We start from the raw sequence: 26,439 nt of genomic DNA on the forward strand, positions 1-26,439 counted from the left end.
CCAGGCTGGCCACCTTGAGCCCCCAGCTTATTGCCGGTGTCATGTCGTCAGTTAGCGCTATGGTGTGGCGCCGTCTGGCATCGCTGCTAGCGGCAGCCTGCGCATCGAACGAAGGGGTGTTTCAGGACGGGACAGAGCCATGAAAAAGGGCGACCCAGTGGATCGCCCTTTCCATTGCAGTCGACATCAATAGTGCCGTTGGCAGAAACCGTCAGCGGGTTCCGTAGACCACCATGGTCTTGCCTTTGACCGATACCAGCCCCTGGTCTTCCAGGGTCTTGAGCACTCGGCCCACCATTTCGCGGGAGCAGCCGACGATGCGGCCGATTTCCTGGCGGGTGATCTTGATCTGCATGCCTTCGGGGTGGGTCATGGCGTCTGGCTCGTTGCACAGGTCCAGCAGGGTGCGGGCCACGCGCCCGGTGACGTCGAGGAACGCCAGGTCGCCCACCTTGCGCGTGGTGCTGCGCAGGCGACTGGCCATCTGCGTGGCCAGGGCGAACAGGAACTCAGGCTGCTGGCGGCTCAGTTCCATAAATTTGCTGTAGGAAATTTCCGCCACTTCACACTCGGTCTTGGTGCGCACCCAGGCGCTGCGGGTGTCCTGGTCGAACAGACCCATCTCACCGAAGAAGTCACCGTCATTGAGGTAGGCAACGATCATCTCGCGGCCTTCATCATCTTCGATCAGTACGGTGACGGAACCGCGCATGATGAAATACAGGGATTCGCAGCGATCGCCGGCATAGATAATGGTGCTCTTGGCTGGGTAGCGGCGGCGGTGGCAATGGGCGAGCAGATCCTCGATATTGCCGCTGGAAAGGGGTTCTTCTGTAGCAACCGTCACGAATCGACTCCTATGGTTCACTCTTACTGCCCGACCCAAGCCTGAAAGTGGGTTCTGCGGGGGTGTGCGGATTATGACGTGAAAAACCCGCCCCCGACAGGGGTCTTGGCGGGCAAAGCGTTGCAGTGTGACCTGTTACGCCTTGCTGGATTATGGATGTTGACTTCCCTGCACGGAGTGGAAGTTGATTGCTGCGCCAAGGCGCTTGGCATCCGTTGTTCTGCCGTTTGGCACTATACCGGAAAACCTGCCGGAAAGTTTTTTTCGTCTTCTGTGCTAAGCTTCGCCGCCTGTTTTGGGCAGCTGATAAGTGGATAAGGAGAGGGTGTATGCAGGGTAAGGTGACCTGGGTCGACGGGCTGATGTTTGTGGGTGAGGCTGGCAGCGGCAATTCCGTGGTGATGGAAGGTGGTGAGAAGAACAATGGTATCCGCCCCATGGAAATGATCCTGCTGGGGGTTGGTGGCTGCGCCTCTTACGATGTGGTTTCCATCCTGAAGAAGAGCCGCCAGGACGTGGTTTCCTGTCATTGCGAGCTGAATGGGGTGCGCCCGGATACGGTACCTTCGCCTTTTGAGCGCATTGAGATGCAGTTTGTGGTGAAAGGCCGCAACATCAAAGAGGCTCAGGTGGCCCGTGCGGTTGAGCTGTCTGCGGAGAAATATTGCTCGGCTTCGATCATGCTGCGCAATGCCGGCGTGGAGATCAGCCACAGCTTCCTAATCGAGGAGGTCTGAGCCGTTAGCCCTAAGTCATGTGCCTGATGAGGCTTTAGCCTCTGGGGCCTGAGCCTGAGCCTGAGCCTGAGCGGCCGTGCAGCAAGTCCAATGCGGGCCAAGGGGCCCGCGGCTTGCAGAATTGACGTGCAGAGTTGATAAGAACAACAGGCCGATGGCTAAGCAAATGGGCGCACCGCGCCCCGTGCTCAGATGCGGTAGCTGATACTGGTCATTACCTTGGAGACCAGTGTCATCACCCCCTTCATCGGTGCCGGAAAGCGCGCGCCGCCAGCACTCAAGGCGGCGTGGCCGTGTTCTTGTTCATCGATGCGCATTTGCTCGACGACGGCGCGGCTTCTCGCGTCCTGTGCCGGCAGTCGCTGCAGGTGACTTTCCAGGTGTTTACACACCTGTTCCTCAGTGGCGGCGACAAAGCCGAGACTGACCCGGTCGCTGACTTTGCCGGCGGCGGCACCGAGACCGAAAGAGAGGCCGTACCAGAGGGGGTTGAGCAGGCTGGGGCGGCTGTCCAGTTCCCGCAGGCGCTGATCGCACCAGGCCAGGTGGTCGATTTCCTCGTCTGCGGCGCGCTCCATCTCCCCGCGTACCTGCGGCAGCTTGGCGGTCAGGGCCTGGCCCTGATAGAGGGCCTGGGCACAGACCTCGCCACTGTGGTTGACGCGCATAAGGCCGGCCGCATGGCGACGCTCGGCTTCTGTCATCTCGCTCTCGATTTCGCCGCGAGCCGGCGAGGGGCGGCCGTGACTGGGTGCGCCGGGGCTCAGGGTGCGCAATGCGCGGTCCGCCTGGATCAGCAGCCGGTCGAGGCCGGTCAGTCTGCGCTCACTCATCGTTATTCCCCATATTTGCTCTGACACCTTCTGTGCAATAGGCGGGTGGCTGAGCATTTCAGCCGCCCGCCCGTGTGCTCAGGAGCGTTCCCGCTCCACCGCACGGTAGCCAATATCCTTGCGGTAGAACATGCCATCCCAGTGAACCGCTTTGGCGCACTGGTAGGCATTGTCCTGGGCTTCGGCGACGGTGTCTCCCAGCGCCGTGGCGCAGAGTACCCGCCCGCCACTGGTGACCACCCGCTCACCGTCCAGCGCCGTGCCGGCGTGGAAGATCTTGGCATTGTCGCTGTCGGCCCGGTCCAGTCCGGAAATGGCGTCACCCTTGCGGTAGCTGCCCGGATAGCCGTTGGCCGCCAGCACCACACCCAGCGCCGGGCGCGGGTCCCAGTCGATGCTGACCTGGTCGAGTTTCTTGTCCAGGGCAGCCTGACACAGGGCAACCAGGTCGGACTTGAGCCGCATCATGATGGGCTGGGTTTCCGGATCGCCAAAACGGCAATTGTATTCAATGACCTTGGGCTCGCCGTGCTGGTCGATCATCAGGCCCGCGTACAGGAAACCGGTATAGGGCATGCCCTCGGCGGCGAGGCCCTTGACGGTGGGCTCGATCACCTTGCTCATGATGCGCTCATAGACTTCGTCGGTCACCACTGGCGCCGGGGAATAGGCGCCCATGCCGCCGGTGTTGGGACCGGTGTCGCCGTCGCCGACGCGCTTGTGATCCTGGCTGGTGGCCATTGGCAGAATATGCTCGCCGTCCACCATAACGATGAAGCTGGCTTCCTCCCCGGCGAGGAACTCCTCGATAACGACCCGGCAACCGGCATCGCCGAAGGCGTTGCCGGACAGCATGTCGCGCACCGCCATCGCCGCCTGCTCTTCGGTTTCGGCAACGATGACCCCTTTGCCGGCGGCCAGGCCGTCGGCCTTGACCACGATAGGCGCGCCTTTTTCCTGAATGAAGGCCAGTGCCGGTTCCACCTCGGTGAAGTTGCGGTAATCGGCGGTGGGGATCTGGTGGCGCTGCAGAAAGTCCTTGGTAAAGGCCTTGGAGCCCTCCAGCTGCGAGGCCGCCTTGCTGGGGCCGAAGATGGCCAGACCGCGGCCATTGAAGAAATCGACGATGCCGTCTACCAGCGGCGCTTCCGGGCCGACAATGGTCAGCTCGACATTGTTGGCTTCGGCGAAATCGGCCAGAGCGGAGAAGTTGTCCACACCGATGGCCAGGTTCTGCACTTTGGGCTCGCGGGCGGTGCCGGCATTGCCCGGGGCCACGAACACGGTGTCGACGGCGGGATTTTGGGCCGCTTTCCAGGCCAGGGCGTGCTCGCGGCCGCCGGCGCCAATAACCAGTATGTTCATTCCGGAATCCCCCTCTTGAAGGCGTTGAATTAAAAAGCGTTGAAATTTAAAGGTGCGCTATTCTAGCCCGGAAACCGGGTAGGCAAGAAAAAGCCGGCCCGTGGGCCGGCTTGCCGGGAAGAGCCGGTCAGTGGCGGAAGTGTCGCATGCCGGTGAAGACCATGGCCATGTCGTGCTCGTCGGCGGCGGCGATGACTTCCTCGTCGCGGATTGAGCCGCCCGGCTGGATCACGCAGCTGATGCCGACGGCGGCGGCATTGTCGATGCCATCGCGGAAGGGGAAGAAGGCGTCTGACGCCATCACGGAGCCCTTGACCTTCAGGCCGGCGTGCTCGGCTTTGATGGCGGCGATGCGGGCGGAGTTCACGCGGCTCATCTGGCCGGCGCCGACGCCGATGGTGCGGCCATCCTTGCCGTAGACGATGGCGTTGGATTTGACGAACTTGGCCACTTTCCAGGTGAACAGCAGGTCGCGGATTTCTTCCTCGCTGGGCTGGCGCTTGCTGACCACCTTGAGGTCCGCGGCGGTGATGACGCCGTCATCGCGATCCTGTACCAGCAGGCCGCCGTTGACGCGCTTGTAGTCCAGGGTCGGCAGGCGGGTCTCGCCCCACTGTCCGCACACCAGCAGGCGCACATTCTTTTTCTCCGCCACGGCGGCGCGGGCCTCTGCGGACACCGATGGCGCGATGATCACCTCGACAAACTGGCGCTCGACGATGGTCCTGGCGGTATCGCCGTCCAGCTCGCGGTTGAAGGCGATAATGCCGCCGAAGGCGGACTCGGTATCGGTGGCGAAGGCCAGGTCATAGGCCTTGCCGATGGAGTCGGCAATGGCGACGCCGCAGGGGTTGGCGTGCTTGACGATGACGCAGGCGGGTTCGTCGAACGCTTTAACACACTCGAGCGCGGCATCGGTATCGGCGATGTTGTTGTAGGACAGCTCCTTGCCCTGCAGCTGTTCCGCGGTGGCGATGCTGGCTTCGGCCGGGTTGGCCTCGACGTAAAAGGCCGATTGCTGGTGCGGGTTCTCACCGTAGCGCAGGTCCAGCTTTTTGATGAACTGGCTGTTGAAGGTGCGCGGGAACGGCTGCTTTTTGCCATCCTCGATGGCGCCCAGATAGTTGGCGATGGCGCCGTCGTAGCCGGCGGTGTGCTCGAAGGCTTTTACCGCGAGGTCGAAGCGGCGCGCGTGGCTCAGGGCGCCATCACAGCCCTTCATCTCGGCGATGATGCCGTCGTAGTCGCTGGCATTGACCACGATCGCCACATCTTTGTGGTTCTTGGCCGCGGCGCGGACCATGGTGGGGCCGCCAATATCGATATTCTCGATGGCGTCGGCGAGGGTGCAGTCCGGCTTGGCAACGGTCTGGGCGAAGGGGTAGAGGTTGACCACCACCATATCAATCGGCGTGATACCGTGCTCTGACATGATGCTGTCGTCGGTGCCGCGACGACCGAGGATGCCGCCGTGGACCTTGGGGTGCAGGGTCTTGACCCGCCCGTCCATCATTTCCGGGAAGCCGGTGTAGTCGGAGACTTCCACCACCGGAATGCCGGCCTCCTTGAGCTGGCGGTGGGTGCCGCCGGTGGAGAGGATTTCCACGCCCATGGCGGAGAGTTCCCGGGCGAATTCCACGATTCCGCTTTTGTCTGAAACGCTGATCAGCGCGCGACGGATCGCAACCTTGTCAGTCATAGCACTTGGTCCATTTGGGTTTCTGAAAAGGGTAGCTCTCCCGTCCCCGAAAGCGACGGGAGAGGCCGCTTAACTGACTGGCCAGCGGGGCTAAGGTCCGGGGCGGTGTCAGTGGGCGGCGGCTGGCGGGAATATCCTGTCGCCAGCAAATAGCGAGGGGGGATGAGTAGCCTCATCCCCCCTCAAGTATTCAGCGGTAAAACCCGCTTGCGTTTACAGCAGGCCGTAGCGCTTCAGCTTCTTGCGCAGGGTGCCGCGGTTCAGGCCCAGCAGCTGCGCGGCCCGGGTCTGGTTGTGGCGGGTGTTCTTCATCACCACTTCCAGCATCGGCGCTTCGATTTCGGACAGAACCATATCGTAAACGTCGGTCACCATCTGGCCGTCCAGATGGCGGAAATAGTTTTCCATCGCCTGCTCAACGGCATCGCGCAGCGATTGCTGCTGAGGTTGTGCCAGTTGAGTCTGTCCCCCTGTGGATACCTCATCGTTATTGGCATCCTGAATCAGTGCTTCGTTATTCATGCCGCTTGTGCCCCTCTATTTATTCGGCGTTCAAACCAGGTCTGAACGCTGGCATGTTGTGCTTCTGCGCTATCCAATTGGAGAAAGGTCTTGCGAAAGGACTCGCTGTTGGCGAGTGTCTTCAGGTACCACCCAACGTGCTTGCGGGCGATACGGACCCCCATCACTTCACCGTAAAAACGGTGCAATTCGCCCAAGTGGGCGAGCAAAATATCCCTGACTTCTTCCAGTGAGGGTTCGGGCAGCCGCTCGCCGGTGGCGAGGTAATGGGCAATTTCCCGAAAGATCCATGGCCGTCCTTGTGCTGCACGGCCGATCATTACTGCAGCGGCACCGGTGTAATCGAGCACTTGTCGCGCCCGTGCCGGACCGGTGATGTCACCATTGGCGAAAACCGGAATTTTCACTCTGGATACAATATCGGCAATGGTATCGAATTCGGCCTGACCGTGGTAGCCGCAGGCCCGGGTGCGCCCGTGTACCGCCAGCGCCGAGATGCCGATGTCCTCCGCCATTCTGGCGATGGTGACGCCATTGCGGGTCTCCGGACACCAGCCGGTGCGGATCTTCAGCGTCACGGGTACGGAAACGGACTGGACCACGGCCTGCAGGATATCCGCCACCAGCCTCTCGTCGCGCAACAGGGCGGAGCCGGCTGCCTTCTTGCAGACCTTCTTCGCCGGGCAGCCCATGTTGATATCGATGATCTGGGCGCCGCGACGCACGTTTTCCCGCGCTGCCGCAGCCATCATCTCCGGGTCGCCGCCGGCGATTTGTACCGAAATCGGCGCTTTCTCACCGCTGTGATCGAGGCGGAATCGGGATTTGCGGCTGTTCCACAGGCGGGTGTCCGCTGTGACCATCTCCGAGACCACCAGACCGGCACCCAGTTGCCGGCACAATTGCCGGAAAGGGCGATCGGTGACGCCGGCCATGGGGGCCAGGATTACCGGATTGCCGATAGCATAGGGGCCGATGGCAATGTTGCTGGACACGTCTCGCTCCGCGGTTTGGACGCCAAGAGAGCCGCGCTCCCGCACGGGATGGCTCGGGCAAAAAGAGCCGCATATCATAGCGACTGCCCTGGGAATGGAAAAGCGAAAAATCGCGCAAATTGGTTGTGCGGTGTGCGTTGTGCGCGAGTATTGCGCAGCTTTTGCTGAGAAATACGCCGACTCGGCGGCGCTTCTAGCGCTTGCTCGGGGCTATCCGCAGTTGGTAGTTCATCGCTTCGGGGCCGGGATCGACAATTTCCAGGCCGATATGGACCGGGTTCCCCGCAGGCATCAGGGTGCGCCCGGCCAGTTCTCCCTGCAGGTAGTCGGCAGGGGTGAAGATGCGGCTGGCGACCGGGCGATCCTTGATGTCGCTGAAGGAGAGCAGCAGCGCCGGGAAGGGTTGGGAAAAGCCGGCGGTATTGAGCAGCACGGCGTCCACCACCAGCGCGTCCTGCCGCTGTGGATGGCTGCGAACAACCAGGTTGGAGGTGCGGATGGCGCTGGTATCGACAAGCTCCGGCAGCTGGCAGTCGAGGTGCGGGCAGACCTGGCTGTACAGGGTGCGCCAGGGCTCGTGTTTGCTGAGGCTGTCGAAGCGGAAAAACATCAGCTGGGCCAGAAGTCCTGCACTCAGCAGCAGCGCCAGCAGCCACCATATCCAGCCGGGCACGCGCCGCTCCCGCTGCGGTTGCCAGCGTACTTCAAGAGGTGCGGGTTCGATGGAGGAGATCAGCTGCTCCCGCCCGGACCATGGCGCCTCCCTGTTGGGCTGGCTGCCCTTGCCCTTTGCGCTGGCAGCGCCAGTGGCGCCTATCTCGCGCAGTCTTTTCCCCATGGCGCGCCGCTCGGCGAGGGCGCGGCGGGCGCGCTGCGTGTGGGGCTGGTCGTGGGGGACTTCGCCCCAGGGGTTGTCTTTGGGGCTGGTGTCATCGTCGTCCAGCAGAAAGTCGGAGATCTGCTCCTCTGCCTCGTCCGCACGGTGTTTGCCATGCCCACTGCTTCCCGATAGCTCCTCCCAGTCCTCGAAGGCGTCGGCGATCAGCGGCTTGTCATCGCGCTCTTTCTTTCGGCGCTTCGCCCCCTGGGACTTGTTCGGGGCCATGGTGGGGGGGGAGGGCTCGTCCTCGCCATCGAAATCGAGATCGTCGTGGATCAGGAAGTCGTCGTCTTCGAGCAGGGCATCCAGGTTTTTCTTGGCTTCGGGGCTGCTCTCACTGAGCAGGATGTTCTCGTCCGCGCGGAACACCTGCAGGCAGGAGCCACAGCGCACGGCACCGCGGGCGGCGCGCAGCTGCTGCTCATTGACATGGAAAGAGGTGCTGCAGTGGGGGCAGCGGGTTACCAGTTGCGACATGAAAGTTCGTCGGTCTGAAAGCGATGGTCAAGTCTACCAGTGAGCGGCGCGGCGGCGTAAGTGCGGCCGAACAGCTCTGGGCAGGTGTTCAGCCGTGCGGCGGTGGTTATCAGCGGATGCGGGTGCCCGACAGGCAGACCCAGCCCTCTTTGCTGGCATTCTCGTCGAAGGCCACCTGGCCCTGGTAGGCGGCGCGCACCTGATCCGCCTGTGAAACCAGCACCCCTGACAGGCACAGGCGCCCGCCCACCTTGGTGAGCGCCAGCAGCTGCGGGGCAAGATCCACCAGCGGTCCGGCGAGGATGTTGGCCAGCATGATGTCCGCCGGTTCCCCGGGCATCTGTTCCGGCAGGAATACCGGGAAGCGCTCTGCCGGCACATTGTTGCGGGCGGCATTGTCGCGGCTGGCCAGCAGCGCCTGCGGGTCGATATCCGTGCCGCGGGCCTCGCTGGCACCGAGCAGCAGCGCGGCGATGCCGAGGATGCCGGAGCCGCAGCCAAAGTCGATGGCGCTCTTGCCCGCCACCGGCTCTGCTGCCAGCCACTGCAGGCAGAGGAAGGTCGTGGGGTGGGTGCCGGTGCCAAAGGCGAGCCCCGGGTCGAGCATCAGATTGACGGCCGCGGGGTCGGGCGGTGCGCACCAGCTGGGGCAGATCCACAGGCGTTCGCCACACTGGATGGGCTGGTAGTGGGCCATCCACTCGCGCTCCCAGTCTTTGTCCTCCAGTTGCTCCCAGCGCGCGTTGGGCAGGGACTCGCACAGGTGGGCAGCGGCTCTGGCTTCGGTCACGGCGGTGTCCACTTCGGCGTCAAACAGGCCTGTGACCCGGGTCTGGTCCCAGAGCGGCACCTCGCCGAGCCCCGGTTCCAGAATCGGCTGGTCCGCATTGTCCTGCAGGGTCACCGAGACGGCGCCGGCGAACAGCAGGGCGTCTTCTATGCGTGTCGCCTGTTGGCGATCGGTATCTACGCGCAGTTGCAGCCAGGGCATGGGGTCATCTCCAATGGATACGGTCTATGGGATTTGGGAGCGAAAGGAGGTTGCCCGTGGCAGCGCAGGCGTCGGGCAGGGCGCTAGGGCCGCAAAGGTAAGGTGAGTGGTGGCCGGAGGCAAGGGCGCCGTGTCCGGCGCCCGCGATCTGGTTACAGTCCCAGCTTCTTTTCCAGGTAGTGAATGTTCACTCCGCCCTGGGCGAAGCCGGCATCAGTGACCAGTTCCTCCTGCAGGGGGATATTGGTCTTGATGCCATCTACGATCAGCTCGGACAGGGCCACGCGCATCCGCGCCAGGGCGGCTTCGCGGCTTTCCGCGTGGGTGATCACCTTGGCGATCATGGAATCGTAGTTCGGTGGTACCGAGTAACCGGAGTAGAGGTGGGAGTCCACCCGTACGCCCAGTCCGCCGGGAGCGTGGAAGTTGTTCACCCGGCCGGGGCTGGGGAAGAAGGTTCTCGGATCCTCGGCGTTGATGCGGCATTCGAAGGCGTGGCCGCGGATGACGATGTCTTCCTGCTTGATGGAGAGCTTTTCCCCGGCGCAGACACGAATCTGCTCCTTGATCAGGTCCACACCGGTGACCATCTCGGTCACCGGGTGCTCGACCTGAATGCGGGTATTCATCTCGATAAAGTAGAAGCGCTCGTCCTCGTAGAGGAACTCAAAGGTGCCGGCGCCCCGGTAGCCGATATCCACGCAGGCTTTTACGCAGGCGTCATAGACTTCCTGGCGCACTTCATCGGGGATGCCCGGTGCCGGAGCCTCCTCCAGCACCTTCTGGTGCCGTCGCTGCAGGGAGCAGTCGCGATCACCCAGGTGAATGGCATTGCCCTGCCCGTCGGACATCACCTGGATCTCCACGTGACGGGGGTTCTGCAGGAACTTTTCCATATAAACCGTGCCGTCACCGAAGGCGGATTGGGCTTCCGTGCGGGTCACGGAGATGGCGTTCAGCAGGGCGGCCTCGGTGTGCACCACGCGCATGCCGCGGCCACCGCCACCGGCGGCGGCTTTGATAATCACCGGATACCCCACCTTGCGGGCGATCTCCAAGCAGCGCTCGCCATTGGCGGGCAGCGGGCCGTCGGAGCCGGGGACGGTGGGAACGCCGGCTTTTTTCATCGCGGCGATGGCGGACACCTTGTCCCCCATCAGGCGGATGACATCGGCATCGGGGCCTATGAAGGTGAAGCCGCTCTTCTGCACCTGCTCGGCAAAGTCGGCGTTCTCGGCCAGAAATCCGTAGCCCGGGTGCACGGCGATGGAATCGGTAATCTCCATGGCGGAGATGATCGCGGGGATGTTCAGGTAGCTCTGTGTCGAGGGATTGGGGCCGATGCAGACGGCCTCGTCGGCGAGCCGCACATGCTTCAGATCCCGGTCCACCTGGGAATGGACGGCAACGGTGGAGATGCCCATTTCCTTGCAGGCGCGCAGGATGCGCAGTGCGATTTCGCCGCGGTTGGCGATGAGTACTTTATCAAACATGCCGATTACCCCGATCAGACGATGGTCACGAGGGGCTGGTCAAACTCCACCGGCTGTCCATCTTCCACCAGAATGCTCTCGATGGTGCCGGCCTTGTCGGCCTCGATCTGGTTCATCATCTTCATGGCCTCAATGATGCAGACCACGTCGCCCACCTTCACCTGCTGGCCGACCTTGACGAAAGGCGCGGCGCCGGGGCTGGGGGCGGCATAGTAGGTGCCCACCATGGGGGAGCTGATGGCGTGGCCGTTGAGCGCCGGTGCGGACTCCGCCGCTTCGGCGGCGGGTGCTGCCGGTGCGGGGGCGGCAGGGACTGGGGCTGCTACCGGGGCCGGGGCAATCGGCGCGGCAGCCAGTGCGGCGCCGTTGGAGCCGCGGCTGATGCGGACGGATTCTTCGCCCTCTTTGATTTCCAGCTCGCCGATGTCGGACTCTTCGAGCAGTTCAATCAGTTTTTTAATTTTGCGGATATCCATAGTTCTTCACTCGCGGTGTTTTTTTGCTTTATGGGTTTTGTGGCGCTGCTGCGAGCTGCTGTAGGGCCGCCTGCAGCGCCAGGGTGTAGCTGTGTGCTCCAAACCCGCAGATAACGCCGCGGGCAAGGTCGGAAAGATAAGAGCGGTGCCGGAATGCCTCGCGGGCATGGGGATTCGACAGGTGGAGCTCGATAAAGGGGATGGCGACCGCGGCCAGGGCGTCTCTCAGAGCCACGCTGGTGTGGGTGTAGGCGGCGGGGTTGATCACGATGAACGCGATGCCTTCCTCCCGGGCCGCCTGAACGCGATCCACCAGGGCGCCTTCGCTGTTGCTCTGGAAGGTTTCCAGCTGGTGGCCGGCGTCTTCGCACAGGCGGCGCGCCTCCCGATTGATTTCATCCAGAGTGGTGGCGCCATAGATCTCGGGCTCGCGGGTGCCGAGGAGGTTGAGATTGGGGCCGTGCAGCAGCAGAAGTCTCGCCATGGCTTGCTCTGAAGGAAATCTGAAATTTGGTCACAAAATGGCAGGGAATGTCGGCAATCTTGCGGGCAAAGTCCCGCTTTCGATCAATCATGCCCTGTTTTGAGGCGAGTGTGCCGGAAAAGTGACCCTGTGTCCATGGCTGAGCGGTCAAGATTTGACGTTAGACGCAGTTACCCCACTTTTCCTCGCCGTTGCAGGCAAGAAAGCCGCAGGGGTTGTCTTTTTTGCCGGGTGGGGCTGGTTTAGCGCGGAGTCGCGGTGGCGGGCTCGGTGGCGGCGGCAGAGCGCAGCTGTGCGATCAGGCCGTCGCGGGTCAGCATCTGGGGGAGGATGCGGGCTTCGCTACCATTGGCGGGGTAGACGAGATACAGGGGGACGCTGGTGCGCCCGTAGCGCGCCAGCAACTCAGTGATTTGCGGGTCCTGGTTGGTCCAGTCGCCTTTGAGTGCGACCACATCGAGATCGTTTACGGCCCGGCTCACCGGGTCGCTGGAGAGGACCACCTTTTCATTGGCCAGGCAGGTGATGCACCAGGCGGCGGTCATGTTGATCAGCACCGCTTTGCCCTCGCGGCGCGCTTCTTCGAGGCGCTGCGGGGAGTAGGGTTGCCAGTAGTCGGACTTGGACTGTGCGGAGGCGGCACCGCTGGCGGGTTCCAGTCGGGGTAAAACGGTCAGCGCGGCGAGCAGCGCCAGCAGGGCCAGGCCGCCGCTGCCCCAGCGCCACTGGGGGCGCGGCCACAGCCACAGGGCAAAGGCGATGGCCACGGCCCCAGCCAGCACCAGCGCGACACCGTCGCTGCCGCTCTGCCGGCCCAGCACCCACAGCAGCCATACGGCGGTCAGGTACATGGGAAACGCCAGCAATTGCTTCAGCCGGTCCATCCACGGGCCGGGGCGCGGCAGGCGCTCAATCAGGCCGGGGGCATAGGTCAGCAGCAAGAAGGGCGCCGCCATGCCGGCGCCGAGCGCCGCAAACACCAGCAAGGCCACGGCTGCCGGCTGGGTCACGGCAAATCCGAGGGCGGAGCCCATCAGCGGCGCGGTGCAGGGGCTGGCCACCAGTGTCGCCAGGGCGCCAGTGGCGAGAGACCCGCGCAGCTGGCGCGGGTTGCCGGTGCCCTGGCCCAATCCCATCAGGCGTCCGCCGATCTCCGTGAGCCCCGACAGGCTGAGTCCCATGATAAAGAACAGGTAGGCAAGCCCCGCCACCACCGCCGGCGATTGCAGCTGGAAACCCCAGCCCACCGCCTGCCCCCCGGCACGCAGGGCCAGCATGACGGTGGCAATGGCGACAAAACTGCCCACCACGCCGGCGCTGTAGGCCCAGCCGTGCCAGTGGCGCGCGCGGCTGTGATGGTTGGCCTGTGTGATCGACAGCAGTTTGATGGACAGTACCGGGAAAACGCACGGCATGAAGTTCAGAATCAGGCCGCCGAGAAAGGCCAGCAGCATGGCCAGGGGCAGGCCGAGGGCGGCGCTGTCGCCGGCGCTGGCCGTCAGCGAAGAGCTCTGGACCGTATTTTGCACTGCATTTGGTGGCGAGGTTGCCGGGGCGGCCGCCGAGAAAGCGCCAGCCATATCGATGGGTGTGGCGGTACCGTTGCCGGGATCGACAGTGAAGCGGCGCACCTGCGGCGGGTAGCAGAGGCCGGCATCGGCGCAGCCCTGGTAGTGGAGTTCCAGCTGGATTCGATCCGTTCCTGTCAGTGTCAGCGGAATTTCCAGCTGCTGACGGTAGACTTCGGTCTCTTTTTCGAAGTAGTCATCCCAGATGAGCTCCCCCTGCGGCAGCGCCAGCGGCAGGGCGACTTTACTGTCCGCTTCCAGCCGATAGAGGGCCAGCTTGTCCCGGTAGAGGTAGTATTCCGGGGCGATCTGGAAGATGACGCTGGCGTTGTCGCCGATGAACAGGAATTCCTGCTTATAGGCCTGGTCTACCGGCAGGAAGGAGGCGTCCTGGGCTGCCCAGGGCGGGTCGTCAGCGAAGGGCGACTGGGCACTTGCCCCGGCGGGTGTCAGTATCGTTAAGGCTAGAAAGGCCGTGAGAACCCGGGAAAATTGCTGGAAACGGTCGCTGATCGCAGCCATGGTCTTCAAAATTCTTTATAGTCGGATGGAGTGGTCGGGTGAAATAGTCCCGCAGCAGCGCTGGTTGCGCTTGTCTGGCCGTTATCAGATGGCCCGCCATTTGACTGCTAGGCGCGCTGCCAGTTCAGATTCGGCGGGCCGGGCCGGTCAGTATAAGTGGTCGGGCCGGGTGAGAAAAACAACAGTGGAGTCGACGGTGTTCTCGGAACAGGTTTCCTGGCGCAGAATCGGGGTGCTTACAGCCAGCTTGGCACTGGCTGCCTGCGTGACCACGCCGCCGGTGCCTTCGCCCCGGGCTGTGCCGTTGCCAGGGGTGGTGGGGCCTTCACCGGAAGAAATCCGCCAGCGCAATATCGCCTTTTTTTTACAGCGGGCGGAAGCGGCGCAGCGGCAGGGATTCTTGACGCAGCCGGCGGGTGCCAGCGCCTTTGACTATTACCTGCGTGTGCGTCAACTGGACCCGGCTAACTCCCGTGCCGCCACGGGCATACAGGGGATCGTGATCGAGCTGGTGGAGCGCGCCCGCGATGCGCTGCGCCGCCGCGCCTTTGCTGAGGTGGCGAGTTACCTGAACCAGGCCGAGGATCTGGCCCCGGGCAACCCGCTGGCGGCGGAAGTGCGCAGCCAGATGGCCCGCGAGCGCGCCCGCGCCGGCACCGATATCCCCCAGGGCGAGGCGGTTTCACTGCCGGCGGCTTCGCTAGCTTCGCGCAGCGAGGCGGTCAGCGCACTGTTGAGGGAGACCGCACAGCGTATCCGTCGCGAGGACCTGCGCGTGATCATCGTCGCCCGCAGTGACGAGGAGGGCCGCTGGGTCTACCAGCAGTTGCGTGAGGCGGTGACAGGCTACCGGGTGCGCGGCGACATCCGCCTTGGCAGTCCGCCCCGCGTCATTCTTATGGCACCGGGAGGAAACTGACATGATGACCGCCATCAGGAAGGCTCTGCTGTTCACACTGCTGCTGATGTCGCTTTGCGCAGGCGCTGCAAGGGTGGCGATGGCTGCTGAAAGCGGCGTGTCATCCACACTGGCCGTCAGCGGTTATGTGCGCGAGACGCTGCCGGGCCTTTCCACCAGTGCGGCTTACCTGGAGCTGGCCAATCGGGCCGCAGCAGGGCGGCAGCTGGTGCTGGTGGAAGTCTCGGCGATGGGCATAGATAATGCCCGGGCGAGCCTGCATATCACCGAGGTGCGCGACGGTATCAGCCGTATGCGACCGTTGGCGCAGCTTGCCATTGCCGCCGGCCAGACCGTGCAGATGAGCCCGGGTGGCCTGCATGTGATGCTGGAGGGGGTGCAGTTACGGGCCGGTGATATGCTGTCGCTGCGGCTGCGCTTTGCCAGCGGTGAGACCCGCGAGGTGAGGCTGCCGGTGCGCAGCCTGCAGGGACAAAAATCGCATCATCATCACTCTCATGGATAATAGATGCTGCAGTGGGCCGGCTGTTGATGACAGCGGCCATCAAGCCGGCAATCACATCTGCCAATCAGGACAGCGAACATGTCAGTGGAGGATACCGTGAAGCGGTTGTTCATAATCTTGAGCCTCTGTACCCTTGTGGCCTGCGCTCACAGCCCGATTCAGATTCAGGTACGCCCGCAGGTGCAGGTGGCGCCCAGCGTGATCGGCAGCGGCTATACGCTCAGTGTGCAGGGCGTCAGCGAGCTTCCCGAAGACGGACTGGGCTCGCTGGGCGGTATTTATGCCGACACGGCCAATATCCGCCTCGCCAACAGTGTCGAGGATGCCCTCGCCAGCGCGCTGGCCGAGGGCTTCGCGCAATGGGGGTTCCGCACAGTGCCCGCGACCGACCCGTCGGCGCGCGTGCAGGTGGTGGCGGACCTTACCGGGCTCAAGTACGACAGCCCGAACAAGATTTATACCAGCCAGGTCGACAGTGAAGCAGAGATCCAGCTTACTGTGCGAATTGGCGGAGCCACCTACTTTGGCTCCTACCGCTCCAGCGGCAAGGATCGCAGCTTGATCAAGCCCAACAAGGAAGAGGTCGAGACGCGCCTCAACGGACTCCTCAGTGCGACCCTGCAGCGGGTGTTCGAGGATGAAAAAATAAAAATGTTCCTTCAGGCCAATCTCTGAATGTCGGCCGAGATCAGGAGGTGCCTGGTGAAGTTAGGAAGTGATAGGGATGCGCCGTCGTGACTAAGTTTTATTCTACCGCAACACAACTGGGCATATTGCCGGAAGTGGCGGAGGAACCTGCTCCGGTCGGGGCGGTCCTGTCGCGGGCCGCCGAAGTGGCTCTGGCGGAGGTCGCGGACGGGGTGGTGTTCACCGATGCCGAGGGCCGGGTGACCTACTGCAACCCTCTCGCCGCGGCGCTTTCCGGCAACCCCTTGGGTTTGAAGCCCGGGGCCCATCTCGATAACGGGCTCAAGCTGGTGGACAGTGAGGGCCAAGACCTGCCCTCGCTGTTGTCGCCGGACAGCGAAGGCCATATCGGCGGCCTCGCCGATGGGCGCGAGTTCATCGCCGCCATTCCCCGGGTCGATGAACTGGGGGAAATACTGCTGGAAGTCTCCGTGCAGCTGCACAAGGTGCACGAGGGCGGCGAGTTGAGCGGTTTCGTACTGGTCATGCGCGAGGTCTCTGTGGAGCGGCGCATCTCCTCCCGCCTCAGCTGGCAGTCCAGCCACGACAGTCTCACCCACCTGCCCAACCGGCAGTACTTCGAAAGTGAACTGCAGCGCGCCAGAACCGTGTGTATCGAAGGGCGCCAGCACCACGTCGTGCTTTATCTCGATATTTACCAGTTCAAGGTCATCATCGACACCCTCGGCTATGCCGCCGGAGATCAGTTGATCCGCCAGCTCGCCCAGGAGCTGCGCGATTGCCTGTCGCCGGATGACGTGATCGCGCGGGTGGGCAGCGACGAATTTGCCGTGCTGCTGCGCGACTGCGGCATAGAGCAGGCGCAGGGCATGGTGAAGCGGCTGCAGGAAGCGGTGCAGGCTTTCGTGTTTGTCTGGGATGGGCGCGAGAGCCATGTGGCGGTTTCCATTGGCGCGGTCACCGTCGACCGCAATTCGCCGCCGGCGAGCCAGCTGCTCGCTTCTGCCTTCGACGCCTGTTCCGCCGCACGCGAGCAGGGGCGCAACCGTGTGAAGTTGTTCAGCGACTCAGCGGGGGTGGTGGAAAAGCGCCGTCAGAGCACCTGGGTGGCGGAGATTCACGCCGCCTTGCGCGAAGATCGGCTGATGCTGTACCGGCAGCCGGTGGTGGCCCTGCAGCGGAACGACAGCTTGCATCATTACGAAGTGCTGGTGCGTATGCGCGGGCGCGATGGCGACGTGATCTATCCCGGTGTTTTCCTGCCGGCCGCCGAGCGCTATGGCCTGATCGAAGAGGTGGATCGCTGGGTGATCCGGCGTATCTTCGCCTACATGGCGGCGGAGAAGCGCCATGGCCTGACCGGGCACGGCTACGCCATCAATATCTCAGGGCTGAGCCTTGGGGATGAGACGTTTACCGATTTTGTTCTCGATTCGCTGATTGAATCCGGTGTGCCGCCTTCGCGGGTGCAGTTCGAAATTACCGAAACCAGCGCTATCAACAATTTGGAACGCGCGCTGATGTTTATCCACCGCCTGCGGGCCGCGGGCTGCACCTTTGCGCTGGATGACTTCGGGCGCGGTGCCTCCTCGCTGGCCTACCTGCGCCAGTTGCCGGTGGATTTTCTCAAGATCGACGGCAGCTTTGTGCGCAATATGCTGGGCGACGATACCGACAGCGCGATTGTGAGCACGGTCAACCACCTGGCGAAATCCATGGGAATCAGCACCATTGCCGAATACGCGGAAACCCCGGAGTTGATCAGCCGCCTGCGGCGAATGGGGGTGGATTTCGCCCAGGGATACGGTATTGCCGCCGCCTCCTGCCTGCCGCCCCTGCAGGGAGACAGCAAGGGCGCCTGAGCGCCCTGTCAGCCCGAGGCCTAAGCCGGGCGAGATACCGCACTGAAGGTCGCCGCGGTGATGCACCGCGGCAGGTGTCAGGACTCCGCGCCGCGCACTTCCACCTCTGAGGCCAGCAATTCAGCGTGCTGGTCTGCCCGCAGTCGCGGGCCATACTGGCTCACCACCTGGCCCGCCGCCCGGCAGGCCAGTTCACCCGCCTCCTGGTAAGACATATCGCGATTGATCCCATAGAGGAAGGCGCCGGCAAACATGTCCCCGGCACCGTTGGTGTCGATCGCGCGCACCTCGGGTGCCGCCACCCGGTATTCGCGCTCACCGTCCCAAAGCAGCGCACCCTCGGCGCCCAGGGTAATGGCAAACCCGCGACAGAACGCCTTCAGGGCCTCGGCGGCGGCGGCAACACTGTCGGTTTTGGTGAAGCCCAGCGCCTCGTCGCGGTTGCAGAACAGCAGGTCCACACCGCCGCCGATCATTTCCCGCAGGCCGTCTTGGAACAGGTGCACCATGGCGGGGTCGGAAAGGCTGAGGGCGGTTTTGACGCCGGCGCTCTCGGCCACCTGGCGCAGCTCGATGGCCGCGGCCTTGCCGGTGGGTGATGAGACCAGATAACCCTCGATATAGGCCCAGCGCGAGGCGCGGAGCGCGGCCACATCCAGTTCCGCCGTGGAAAGCTCGGCGCTGATGCCGAGGAAAGTATTCATGCTGCGCTCGGCATCCGGGGTGATCAGCACCAGGCACTTTCCGGTCACGCCCGGCTGGGCCTCGCGCAGGGTGTTCGGATAGCCGACACCGGCATTGGCGAGGTCGGCGCGATAGAAATCGCCGTTTTCGTCCGCCGCGACCTTGCAGGAATAGAAAGTGCGCAGGCCGAAATAGCTGGCCGCAATCACGGTATTGGCGCCGGAGCCACCGCAGGCCCGTTTGGCGGTCACCAGGTGATCGCTGAGGGCGCTCACCAGCTGGTGCTGGCGCTGGTCATCCACCAGGGTCATTACGCCTTTATCGACGCCTAGCGCCTTGAGGTCGTCATCGCTGACTTCGATTTCCGTATCCAGCAGGGCGGCGCCGATACCGTAAAGATCGTATTCGGTCATGGTGTTCCTTGATCGTCCGGGTCTCTGGGAAACGGCTCGGCCGACGGGGCGGGCCGAGCACGGTGATGGGGCGCATTATGGCCGCAGCGGGGCCAAGTGCAAGGCGGGGGCGTTTGACTTGTGCTGGCGACACCTTATAAAACCGGGCACGACGAGAGCGGGTGTTGTGGTCACCCCTAATCCGTCACACCCTATCTATAGTTGTTGGAAACCCTTGGCATCTCTATGGCATCGACGAAGCGCAGGCGCCCGCGGGCGCCCAGACCGGGAAGACTGCACCGCTGGCTGGTGAGGCTTGGCCTCCTTGCCCTGGTGGGCGCGCTGGCGCTTGTCGCTTACATGATCTACCTGGACGTGCAGCTGCGCGAGCAACTGGACAGCCGCCAGTACCAGCTGCCGGCGCGGGTGTTCGCCCGCCCGCTGGTGCTGCGCGATGGCATGGTGATGCGCCCCGATGAACTGCTGGCCGAGTTTGCCGCACTCAACTATCGCGAGAAGAAGACCCTCAGCGAGCCCGGCCAGTGGACCCGCGAGGGTATGGACTACCGTGTGTGGCGCCGCGACTTCGTGCATGCCGATGGCCGCGAGCCGGCGGCAGTGGTCAGTTTCCGCCTGCGCAACGACGAGCTCAGCAACCTGCGCGGGGAACAGGGCGAGCCGCTGCGGGAATTCCGTCTGGATGCCGCAGCCATCGGCACCCTGTTGGGGGGCGGCGACGATCGCAACCCGGTGCGCTTTGCCGATATTCCGCCGCTGCTGGCCAATACCCTGATCGCGGTGGAGGACCAGGACTTTCTTCATCACTTCGGTGTGTCGCCACGGGGTATCGCCCGCGCCATGGTGGCCAACCTGCGCGCCGGCGCAGTGGTGCAGGGGGGGTCCACCATCACCCAGCAGCTGGTCAAAAACATCTTCTTCGATCACAAGCCGAGCCTGTGGCGGAAATTCAATGAGGCGCTGATGGCGGTGCTCATGGAGCTCCACTACGACAAGCCCTATATCCTGCAGGAGTACATCAATGAGGTCTGGCTGGGCCAGCAGGGTAGCCGCGCCATCTATGGCTTTGGTCTGGCCTCGGAGTTCTATTTCCAGAAACCCCTGAGCAGCCTCGAACCCCAGGAAATAGCGCTACTGGTGGGGCTGGCGAAAGGAGCCTCCTACTACAACCCCTGGCGCAATCCCGAGCGGGCGATGGAGCGCCGCAATACGGTGCTCGAGGTGATGGCAGAGCACGGGCTGATCACCCCCGAGCAGTACCGGCGTTACCGCGCAATGCCTTTGGGTGTGGCCCGCGAGGCCGGTGCCGCGCAAAACCCCTATCCCGCCTTTACCGAACGGCTGCTGCAGGAGTTGCGGCCCTACTACTCCATCGAGGAGCTGCGCACGGCGGGCCTGCGCATTTACACCACACTGGCACCCTCGGTGCAGAAGCTGGTGGAGAATGCCATCAGCGGCGGCACCGAACGGCTGGAGAAGGATCGCGGACTCCAGGCGGATTCGCTGCAGGCGGCAAGTGTGGTGGTCGACAACGAAACCGGCGATGTCCTCGCAATGGTGGGGGATCGCAGGCCCAGTTACCCCGGCTTTAATCGCGCCCTCGAAGCGCGTCGGCAGGTGGGCTCTCTGATCAAACCGGCGGTGTACCTCACCGCACTGGAGCGCCCCTACCAATACAATCTCGCCACCTTGATTGATGACGCGCCCATTCGGGTCGAAGCGGCGGACGGTCAGGTGTGGATGCCGTCGAACTTCGGCAATCGCAGTCACGGGCTCACGCCACTGTATCTGGCGCTGGCGAAATCCTACAACCAGGCCTCCGCCCGCCTGGGGCTGGATCTGGGGCTGGAAAATGTCCGCCAGACCATCCGTCGCCTCGGGGTGCAGGCGGACCTGCCGCGGGTGCCGTCCATGCTTCTCGGCGCGGTGGAGCTGACCCCGTTCGAGGTGACGGGCATGTACCAGACCTTCGCCAACGGCGGTGAGACGGTGGAGTTGCGCACCCTGTTGGCGGTCTCGGATGCCAACGGAGAACAGATACAGAAGTTCAGGCGCAAGGCCGCGCGCAACGTGGATGCGGTGCCGGTATTCCTGCTCCGTTACGCTCTCGAGCAGGTGATTCTCGTCGGCACCGGTGACAGCGCCAGGCGCAGCCTGCCCGGCAGTGTCGCCTTTGCCGGCAAGACCGGCACCACCAACGATTACCGCGATAGCTGGTTCGCTGGCTTCTCTCCGGATATCACCGCCGTGGTGTGGCTGGGGCGGGATGACAACGAGCGCACCAGCCTCACCGGCGCCACTGGAGCGCTGGCGGTCTGGGCCGACATCATGCGCAAGCTGCCCCATCGCCACGGCCGTGTGGCGGCGCCGAGAGGGGTGGAATACAAGACGGTGAATCAGCGCGGTCAGTATATGGACCCGCGCTACTGCAAAGGGGGGCGCAATATGCCCTTCTCCTATGAAACGCGACTCGAGCCCGCGCCGGGCTGTGCCGGCAGCGAACGCTTCCGCTGGTTCAGGGATTTCTTCGGTGATGATCGCCGGCAACCCAGGGAGCTGGCGCCAGAGCAGGAGATGACCCCCGGCTGGGGTGTCGATCCCAATGACCAGCGCCGTCAGCAGCGGGAGCGACAGCTGCAGGAGCAGTTGCAAATGGATGATCAGGGGCAGCAGCTCAATGGCGGGGAACGGGATGAATTTGATACGCAGGGTGAGTTTGATACACAGGGTGAGTTTGATAGAGAGCCGCTGCAATTGCCCATCAGCGAGGAGCTGGATTCCGATGTGCCGGTGGAGGAGGCCAGGCCCTGGGCAGAGGAAGAGGAGCAGTGGCCCTGAGCGGAATTTTGCTCATAGGCTGCGCTAGACGGTTCCGTCCGCACAGGGGGCCGCCACCCCCGGCCCCGGATTCCAGCAGATTTCAACATGTGTAGCGGAGAGTGAAGTGAACCTGTTTATTATCAACGCCCACCATTACTACCCATTCTCCGAGGGCAAGCTGAATAGCGCGCTGGTGAATATAGCGCGGCAAGAGGCCGAGTCTTTGGGGCACCAGGTACAGGTCACCACCACGCAGGAAAGTTACGACATCGACCGGGAGCTTGCCCGGCACCAGTGGGCCGACCTGGTGCTGCTGCAGAGCCCGGTCAACTGGATGGAGGTGCCCTGGACTTTCAAGAAATATATGGACGAGGTTTACACCGCGGGGATGTCTGGCCAGCTGTGTGAGGGTGATGGCCGGCACCGCGACCAGCCGGAGCGTCAGTACGGCACTGGCGGCGTGCTGGGCAACAAGCATTACATGCTCTCACTGACCCTGAATGCCCCCAGAGAGGCGTTCGACGACCCGCGCCAGCTCCTGTTTCAGGGGCGCGGAATCGACGACCTGTTCCTGCCGATACACATCAACTTTCGCTTCTTTGCCATGAAGGCGCTGAAGACCTTTGCCTGTTTCGATGTGATGAAAAACCCGGATACGGAAAACGACAAGGCGCGCTACCGCCAGCACCTGCGCGAACAGTTCGGCCTTGTGAAATGATCCCCTGCGCTGTGCATCCTGAGCGCAGGGGGTCTTTCCGCGCTTCGCGCTTTCTTGCTTGCCCTCCAGCCTTTGCGGCCTTCACGGGGCCTATGGCTCTTGCGCCCTCACGCCTTTTTCACCGCTGACGCCGCCGCGGGCTAGCGCTGCAGCAGGCGCGCCGCCTCCTCGGCGAAATAGGTGAGGATGCCGTCCGCTCCCGCCCGCTTGAAGGCCAGCAGGGACTCCAGGATCACCGCCTCCCGGGCCAGCCAGCCATTGTCGAACGCGGCGCAGTGCATCGCGTATTCACCGCTGACCTGATAGGCAAAGGTGGGCACCTGCAACTCCCTTTTCACCCGGCTGACCACGTCCAGATAGGGCATGCCGGGTTTGACCATAATCATGTCCGCGCCCTCGGCCAGGTCCAGGGCGCACTCGTGCAGCGCCTCGTCGCCATTGGCGGGGTCCATCTGGTAGCTGGCCTTGCTGCCCCCTTTCAGGTTGCCGGCGGAGCCCACCGCATCGCGAAACGGCCCGTAGTAGGCGGAGGCGTACTTGGCGGCATAGGACATGATCATGGTGTTCACCCAGCCATTCTGCTCCAGCGCGGCCCGTATGGCGCCGATACGTCCATCCATCATGTCCGAGGGCGCCACGATATCCGCTCCGGCCTCGGCATGGGACAGCGCCTGCCGCGCCAGTACCTCGACGGTATCGTCATTGACGATGTAACCGTTCTTGTCCATCAGGCCGTCCTGGCCGTGGCTGGTGAAGGGGTCGAGGGCCACGTCGGTAATCACCCCAAGCTCCGGCTCCGCTTCTTTCAGTGCGCGCACCGCCCGCTGGGCCAGACCGTCGCGGTCGTAGGCGGCCCGCGCATCCTCGGATTTCTGCGCCGGGTCCACCACCGGGAACAGGGCCACGGCGGGGATGCCCAGTGCCACCAGTTCCCTGGCCTTGGCGGCCAGCAGGTCCACCGACAGTCGTTCAACGCCGGGCATCGAGGCCACGCGCTGGGTTTCGCCGCGCCCTTCAATCACGAACAGCGGCAGGATCAGGTCATCCACGGTCAGCAGGTGCTCGCGGCTCAGGCGGCGGGAAAAGTCCTGCGCGCGCAGGCGGCGCATGCGGGTGTGGGGGTAGGGGCCGCGGGAAAGGCTGGTACTCATGGGATGTCACTCGGGCTGGAATTCTGGGTTTTGCCGACTGCGAAGGAGGCGGTTAAGCTGGCGGCAATGATAACAAAACGGGAGTCAGCCATGACCATCGCTCTTTGGTGCCTGTTGGCCGCCACCATCTTGCCTTATTTGTTCACCGGGGTAGCAAAATTCAGCGGTGAGGGCCGTTACGACAACCGCGCCCCACGGGAGTTTTTGCAGACACGCCAGGGGCTCGCCAAACGGGCCGATTGGGCGCAGCAAAACAGCTTTGAGGCGCTGCCGATTTTTGTCGCCGCGGTGTTGGCCGGCGTGGTGGCCGGGGTCGCGAACCAGTGGCTGGCAACGCTGTCACTGGCCTTTGTCGTTCTGAGACTGCTCTATGGCATCTGTTACCTGAAGGACTGGGCGGAGGCCCGCTCCCTGGTATGGGCTGGCGCCTATCTGAGCTGCGTGACCCTTCTGGTGATGGCGGCGCTGGCTTCCTCCAGCTGAGACTGCGCCCGCAGGGAGTGCTCTCCACTGCGGGCGCGCCGGGATTGCGGCCGCTGCGGGGTGCTCAGGGCAGATTGGCGAACACCCGCTTGGCGGCGGCGATGGTGGCCTCGATGTCTTCGTCACTGTGCGCCGCGGACATAAAGCCGGCTTCGTAGGAGGCCGGTGCCAGGTAGACGCCCTCATCCAGCATGCCGTGGAAGAAGTGGTTGAAGCGCTGGGTATTGCAGGCCATTACCTGCTGGTAGTTGGTCACCTTCTCTTCGTCGGTAAAGAAAAACCCGAACATGCTGCCGGCCCGGTTGGCGGCCAGCGGCACACCCGCTTCTCTGGCGGCGGCCAGCACGCCCTGCACCAGTTTTTCCGTCTTTTCATTCAGGCGCTCGAAGAAACCGGGCTCCTGCACCAGACGCAGGGTTTCGAGGCCCGCCACCATACCCACCGGATTGCCGGACAGGGTGCCCGCCTGATAGATGGGGCCGGTGGGAGCGATCTGCTCCATATACTGGCGCTTGCCGCCAAAGGCACCCACCGGCATGCCGCCGCCGATGACCTTGCCGAGTGTGGTGAGGTCCGCTTCGATACCGTAGTGGCCCTGGGCGCCGGTCAGGCTGACGCGAAAGCCCGACATCACCTCATCGAGAATCAGCAGTGCGCCGTGGGCAGAGCAGACCTCCCGCAGCGTCTCCAGGAAGCCCGCCACCGGCGGGATGCAGTTCATGTTGCCCGCCACCGGCTCGACGATAATACAGGCGATTTCATCGCCCATATCGGCAAAGCAGTCCCGCACTGCCTGGGCGTCGTTGTAGGGCAGGGTGATGGTGTGATCCGCCAGCGATGCCGGCACGCCCGGCGAGGAGGGCACGCCCATCGTCAGGGCGCCGGACCCGGCCTTCACCAGCAGCGAGTCGGAGTGGCCGTGATAACAGCCTTCAAACTTGACGATCTTGTCCCGCCCGGTGACGCCACGGGCCAGGCGTATGGCGCTCATGGTGGCCTCGGTGCCGGAATTGACGAAGCGCACCAGGTCCATGTTGGGCCACAGGCGGCACAGCTCCTCTGCCAGCTCGGTCTCGAGCTCGGTGGGGGCGCCGAAGCTGAGGCCGGACTGGGCCTGCTCCACCACCGCTTCGATCACGTCCGGGTGGGCGTGGCCGAGCACCATCGGGCCCCAGGACTGCACATAGTCGATGTAGCGCTTGCCATCGGCGTCGTACATGTAGGCCCCTTCTGCGCGCTCGATAAACAGGGGCGTGCCGCCCACCGCGCGGAAGGCGCGTACCGGCGAGTTGACGCCGCCGGGGATGTATTGCTGGGCGTCGGAGAAGAGTTGCTCGGATTTGCTCATGGGATTCCGGAATAGCTGGGGAATTTGGCGGGTTATTATCCAGCTGGTGCGCGCCCGCGACAATGAATGGCAGCGGAAAAAGAGCGGCGGAAGCTGTCTGGCTGGTTCAGCGGCGCGCCCAGAACAGGCGGTTGGGGATTGGTCTGCCCATGCCCAGGCGCCTGCTGTCGGCGATGGCGCTCCAGGTGAACTGCTGGCTGCGGGCGACCGCTTCGATCACCGTGAGCCCGTGGGCGATATGGCAGGCGATCGCCGTGGCGAGTGTGCCGCAGACCCCGTAGGCCGCCGGCTGCAGGCGTTTCCACAGGAACTGGCGCACCAGCCCGCGCTCGTCGTAGAGGCGGTTTTCCAGCTGCTGCTCGCAGGGAACACCGGTCAGCAGCAGGTAGCGGCAGCCGCTTTCCAGCAGCTCCTGTGCCTGCGCGTCCAGGATGTCGGCTTCCACGGCCATGGCGCGGGCCTCGCGGCGGTTGGGGCAGGCCATGGTGGCATAGGGGAGCAGCAGTGAACTCATGGCTTCCCACAGGGGCGGGGCGAGCAGGCTCTGTTTGTCCGCCAGGGTGGCGTCCGGGTCGATGATCACGGGAATGTCGGGATAGTCGCGCAACACGCTGTGCAGTGCGTGTACATTTTCCACCGAACCCAGATAGCCCACCTTGATGGCCGCCACAGGCATGTCTTCGAGCACCGCCCGCGCCTGCTCCACCAGCAGGGAATCGTCCACCGGCGCCACGCCCATCAGCTCACCGGTATCGCCAACGCTGATGGCGGACACCACCGAGGTGCAGTGGCAGCCAAGGCTGACGGCGGTCTCCGTGTCGGCGGTAATCCCGGCGCTGCCGCTGGGATCGTGGTGGGTGACTGTGAGGACAATCGGCTGGCGTGTATCCATGGATGATTCCCACCGGTCGCGTAATGCGGTTCTAGGGCTTTTACAGTCTAGTTGCGCCAGGCGTCGTCTCCGACAATTCCCGCGCCTGTTTGTGGTGTTGTCCGCGGCCG

General features: G+C 63.7%; 24 protein-coding genes. 8 read left to right on the top strand and 16 right to left on the bottom strand.

Going from position 1 to position 26,439, the window contains the following annotated elements:
* Positions 1-211 precede the first annotated feature (211 nt).
* On the bottom strand, positions 212-847 hold the full coding sequence (gene crp / locus ABEA58_RS11820; protein ID WP_345551751.1) for a cAMP-activated global transcriptional regulator CRP: 636 nt from the start codon (positions 845-847) through the stop codon (positions 212-214).
* Between the two features lie 329 nt (positions 848-1,176).
* Between crp and ABEA58_RS11825 the strand changes: the two genes are divergently transcribed.
* Positions 1,177-1,584: an OsmC family protein gene (locus ABEA58_RS11825; protein ID WP_345551753.1), complete on the top strand. Its 408-nt coding sequence runs from the start codon at positions 1,177-1,179 to the stop codon at positions 1,582-1,584.
* A 188-nt stretch (positions 1,585-1,772) separates the two neighbouring features.
* Here the strand turns inward: ABEA58_RS11825 and coq7 are convergent, their stop codons facing one another.
* From coq7 to ABEA58_RS11880, 11 genes are all read right to left on the bottom strand, one after another.
* Entirely contained in the window at positions 1,773-2,417 is a 645-nt protein-coding gene (gene coq7 / locus ABEA58_RS11830; protein WP_345551754.1) for a 2-polyprenyl-3-methyl-6-methoxy-1,4-benzoquinone monooxygenase, read from the bottom strand.
* A gap of 78 nt (positions 2,418-2,495) precedes the next feature.
* Positions 2,496-3,782 (bottom strand): phosphoribosylamine--glycine ligase, encoded by a 1,287-nt coding sequence (gene purD, locus ABEA58_RS11835; RefSeq protein WP_345551756.1) that lies wholly within the window; start codon positions 3,780-3,782, stop codon positions 2,496-2,498.
* A 127-nt stretch (positions 3,783-3,909) separates the two neighbouring features.
* Positions 3,910-5,481 carry a bifunctional phosphoribosylaminoimidazolecarboxamide formyltransferase/IMP cyclohydrolase gene (gene purH / locus ABEA58_RS11840; RefSeq protein ID WP_345551758.1) on the bottom strand — a complete coding sequence of 524 codons (1,572 nt, stop codon included), beginning with the start codon at positions 5,479-5,481 and terminating at the stop codon, positions 3,910-3,912.
* Positions 5,482-5,694: 213 nt separating this feature from the next.
* Positions 5,695-6,003, bottom strand: coding sequence for a DNA-binding transcriptional regulator Fis (fis, locus tag ABEA58_RS11845; protein ID WP_425563532.1), 309 nt, complete (start codon positions 6,001-6,003; stop codon positions 5,695-5,697).
* The gene (gene dusB, locus ABEA58_RS11850) at positions 6,000-6,998 is read right to left on the bottom strand and encodes a tRNA dihydrouridine synthase DusB (protein ID WP_425563533.1); all 999 of its coding nucleotides are present in this window, start codon (positions 6,996-6,998) and stop codon (positions 6,000-6,002) included. The genes fis and dusB overlap by 4 nt, the downstream gene beginning before the upstream one ends.
* Positions 6,999-7,191: 193 nt before the next feature.
* Entirely contained in the window at positions 7,192-8,355 is a 1,164-nt protein-coding gene (locus ABEA58_RS11855) for a DUF3426 domain-containing protein (RefSeq protein ID WP_345551759.1), read from the bottom strand.
* Between the two features lie 109 nt (positions 8,356-8,464).
* Entirely contained in the window at positions 8,465-9,346 is an 882-nt protein-coding gene (gene prmA, locus ABEA58_RS11860) for a 50S ribosomal protein L11 methyltransferase (protein ID WP_345551761.1), read from the bottom strand.
* Positions 9,347-9,498: 152 nt separating this feature from the next.
* Entirely contained in the window at positions 9,499-10,839 is a 1,341-nt protein-coding gene (gene accC / locus ABEA58_RS11865) for an acetyl-CoA carboxylase biotin carboxylase subunit (RefSeq protein WP_345551762.1), read from the bottom strand.
* A gap of 14 nt (positions 10,840-10,853) precedes the next feature.
* Positions 10,854-11,315, bottom strand: a complete 462-nt coding sequence (gene accB, locus ABEA58_RS11870; protein ID WP_345551764.1) for an acetyl-CoA carboxylase biotin carboxyl carrier protein — start codon at positions 11,313-11,315, stop codon at positions 10,854-10,856.
* Between the two features lie 28 nt (positions 11,316-11,343).
* Positions 11,344-11,799, bottom strand: coding sequence for a type II 3-dehydroquinate dehydratase (gene aroQ, locus ABEA58_RS11875; protein WP_345551766.1), 456 nt, complete (start codon positions 11,797-11,799; stop codon positions 11,344-11,346).
* A 242-nt stretch (positions 11,800-12,041) separates the two neighbouring features.
* A complete protein-coding gene (locus ABEA58_RS11880) occupies positions 12,042-13,889 on the bottom strand; it encodes a protein-disulfide reductase DsbD family protein (protein WP_345551767.1) in 1,848 nt (615 codons plus the stop codon).
* Between the two features lie 169 nt (positions 13,890-14,058).
* On the opposite strand from ABEA58_RS11880, the gene ABEA58_RS11885 reads away from it, so the two are divergent.
* The 4 genes from ABEA58_RS11885 to ABEA58_RS11900 all read left to right on the top strand — a co-directional run bounded on the left by ABEA58_RS11885 (position 14,059) and on the right by ABEA58_RS11900 (position 17,823).
* Positions 14,059-14,808: an N-acetylglucosaminyltransferase gene (locus ABEA58_RS11885; RefSeq protein WP_345551769.1), complete on the top strand. Its 750-nt coding sequence runs from the start codon at positions 14,059-14,061 to the stop codon at positions 14,806-14,808.
* Between the two features lies 1 nt (position 14,809).
* Positions 14,810-15,313, top strand: a complete 504-nt coding sequence (locus ABEA58_RS11890; protein ID WP_345551771.1) for a copper chaperone PCu(A)C — start codon at positions 14,810-14,812, stop codon at positions 15,311-15,313.
* A 78-nt stretch (positions 15,314-15,391) separates the two neighbouring features.
* Positions 15,392-15,988, top strand: a complete 597-nt coding sequence (locus ABEA58_RS11895) for a YajG family lipoprotein (protein WP_345551772.1) — start codon at positions 15,392-15,394, stop codon at positions 15,986-15,988.
* A 59-nt stretch (positions 15,989-16,047) separates the two neighbouring features.
* Positions 16,048-17,823, top strand: coding sequence for an EAL domain-containing protein (locus ABEA58_RS11900; RefSeq protein WP_345551773.1), 1,776 nt, complete (start codon positions 16,048-16,050; stop codon positions 17,821-17,823).
* A gap of 77 nt (positions 17,824-17,900) precedes the next feature.
* Here the strand turns inward: ABEA58_RS11900 and ABEA58_RS11905 are convergent, their stop codons facing one another.
* Complete coding sequence (locus ABEA58_RS11905) at positions 17,901-18,920, bottom strand: adenosine kinase (RefSeq protein ID WP_345551774.1); 1,020 nt, start codon at positions 18,918-18,920, stop codon at positions 17,901-17,903.
* Positions 18,921-19,145: 225 nt separating this feature from the next.
* Between ABEA58_RS11905 and mrcB the strand changes: the two genes are divergently transcribed.
* Both mrcB and ABEA58_RS11915 read left to right on the top strand, forming a co-directional pair.
* Positions 19,146-21,755 carry a penicillin-binding protein 1B gene (mrcB, locus tag ABEA58_RS11910; protein ID WP_345551776.1) on the top strand — a complete coding sequence of 870 codons (2,610 nt, stop codon included), beginning with the start codon at positions 19,146-19,148 and terminating at the stop codon, positions 21,753-21,755.
* 106 nt (positions 21,756-21,861) lie between these two features.
* A complete protein-coding gene (locus ABEA58_RS11915; RefSeq protein ID WP_345551778.1) occupies positions 21,862-22,455 on the top strand; it encodes an NAD(P)H-dependent oxidoreductase in 594 nt (197 codons plus the stop codon).
* A 140-nt stretch (positions 22,456-22,595) separates the two neighbouring features.
* Here the strand turns inward: ABEA58_RS11915 and hemB are convergent, their stop codons facing one another.
* Positions 22,596-23,606 carry a porphobilinogen synthase gene (gene hemB / locus ABEA58_RS11920; protein WP_345551779.1) on the bottom strand — a complete coding sequence of 337 codons (1,011 nt, stop codon included), beginning with the start codon at positions 23,604-23,606 and terminating at the stop codon, positions 22,596-22,598.
* A 90-nt stretch (positions 23,607-23,696) separates the two neighbouring features.
* On the opposite strand from hemB, the gene ABEA58_RS11925 reads away from it, so the two are divergent.
* Complete coding sequence (locus ABEA58_RS11925; RefSeq protein WP_345551780.1) at positions 23,697-24,089, top strand: MAPEG family protein; 393 nt, start codon at positions 23,697-23,699, stop codon at positions 24,087-24,089.
* Between the two features lie 64 nt (positions 24,090-24,153).
* Here ABEA58_RS11925 and hemL read toward each other — a convergent pair whose 3' ends face one another.
* Both hemL and thiD read right to left on the bottom strand, forming a co-directional pair.
* Positions 24,154-25,437, bottom strand: coding sequence for a glutamate-1-semialdehyde 2,1-aminomutase (gene hemL, locus ABEA58_RS11930; RefSeq protein ID WP_345551782.1), 1,284 nt, complete (start codon positions 25,435-25,437; stop codon positions 24,154-24,156).
* Between the two features lie 106 nt (positions 25,438-25,543).
* Entirely contained in the window at positions 25,544-26,329 is a 786-nt protein-coding gene (gene thiD / locus ABEA58_RS11935) for a bifunctional hydroxymethylpyrimidine kinase/phosphomethylpyrimidine kinase (RefSeq protein WP_345551784.1), read from the bottom strand.
* Positions 26,330-26,439 lie beyond the last annotated feature (110 nt).

Origin of the sequence: Microbulbifer aestuariivivens (genome assembly GCF_039545115.1) — a bacterium.
Lineage (GTDB): Bacteria > Pseudomonadota > Gammaproteobacteria > Pseudomonadales > Cellvibrionaceae > Microbulbifer > Microbulbifer aestuariivivens.

What these genes read in the sequence shown, in the direction of transcription:
- ABEA58_RS11825 (WP_345551753.1), top strand. Translation starts at nt 1,177, where the DNA reads ATGCAGGGTAAGGTGACCTGGGTCGACGGGCTGATGTTTGTGGGTGAG.
- coq7 (WP_345551754.1), bottom strand. Translation starts at nt 2,417, where the DNA reads ATGAGTGAGCGCAGACTGACCGGCCTCGACCGGCTGCTGATCCAGGCG.
- purD (WP_345551756.1), bottom strand. Translation starts at nt 3,782, where the DNA reads ATGAACATACTGGTTATTGGCGCCGGCGGCCGCGAGCACGCCCTGGCC.
- purH (WP_345551758.1), bottom strand. Translation starts at nt 5,481, where the DNA reads ATGACTGACAAGGTTGCGATCCGTCGCGCGCTGATCAGCGTTTCAGAC.
- fis (WP_425563532.1), bottom strand. Translation starts at nt 6,003, where the DNA reads ATGAATAACGAAGCACTGATTCAGGATGCCAATAACGATGAGGTATCC.
- ABEA58_RS11855 (WP_345551759.1), bottom strand. Translation starts at nt 8,355, where the DNA reads ATGTCGCAACTGGTAACCCGCTGCCCCCACTGCAGCACCTCTTTCCAT.
- prmA (WP_345551761.1), bottom strand. Translation starts at nt 9,346, where the DNA reads ATGCCCTGGCTGCAACTGCGCGTAGATACCGATCGCCAACAGGCGACA.
- accC (WP_345551762.1), bottom strand. Translation starts at nt 10,839, where the DNA reads ATGTTTGATAAAGTACTCATCGCCAACCGCGGCGAAATCGCACTGCGC.
- accB (WP_345551764.1), bottom strand. Translation starts at nt 11,315, where the DNA reads ATGGATATCCGCAAAATTAAAAAACTGATTGAACTGCTCGAAGAGTCC.
- aroQ (WP_345551766.1), bottom strand. Translation starts at nt 11,799, where the DNA reads ATGGCGAGACTTCTGCTGCTGCACGGCCCCAATCTCAACCTCCTCGGC.
- ABEA58_RS11880 (WP_345551767.1), bottom strand. Translation starts at nt 13,889, where the DNA reads ATGGCTGCGATCAGCGACCGTTTCCAGCAATTTTCCCGGGTTCTCACG.
- ABEA58_RS11890 (WP_345551771.1), top strand. Translation starts at nt 14,810, where the DNA reads ATGATGACCGCCATCAGGAAGGCTCTGCTGTTCACACTGCTGCTGATG.
- ABEA58_RS11895 (WP_345551772.1), top strand. Translation starts at nt 15,392, where the DNA reads ATGTCAGTGGAGGATACCGTGAAGCGGTTGTTCATAATCTTGAGCCTC.
- ABEA58_RS11905 (WP_345551774.1), bottom strand. Translation starts at nt 18,920, where the DNA reads ATGACCGAATACGATCTTTACGGTATCGGCGCCGCCCTGCTGGATACG.
- mrcB (WP_345551776.1), top strand. Translation starts at nt 19,146, where the DNA reads ATGGCATCGACGAAGCGCAGGCGCCCGCGGGCGCCCAGACCGGGAAGA.
- hemB (WP_345551779.1), bottom strand. Translation starts at nt 23,606, where the DNA reads ATGAGTACCAGCCTTTCCCGCGGCCCCTACCCCCACACCCGCATGCGC.
- ABEA58_RS11925 (WP_345551780.1), top strand. Translation starts at nt 23,697, where the DNA reads ATGACCATCGCTCTTTGGTGCCTGTTGGCCGCCACCATCTTGCCTTAT.
- hemL (WP_345551782.1), bottom strand. Translation starts at nt 25,437, where the DNA reads ATGAGCAAATCCGAGCAACTCTTCTCCGACGCCCAGCAATACATCCCC.
- thiD (WP_345551784.1), bottom strand. Translation starts at nt 26,329, where the DNA reads ATGGATACACGCCAGCCGATTGTCCTCACAGTCACCCACCACGATCCC.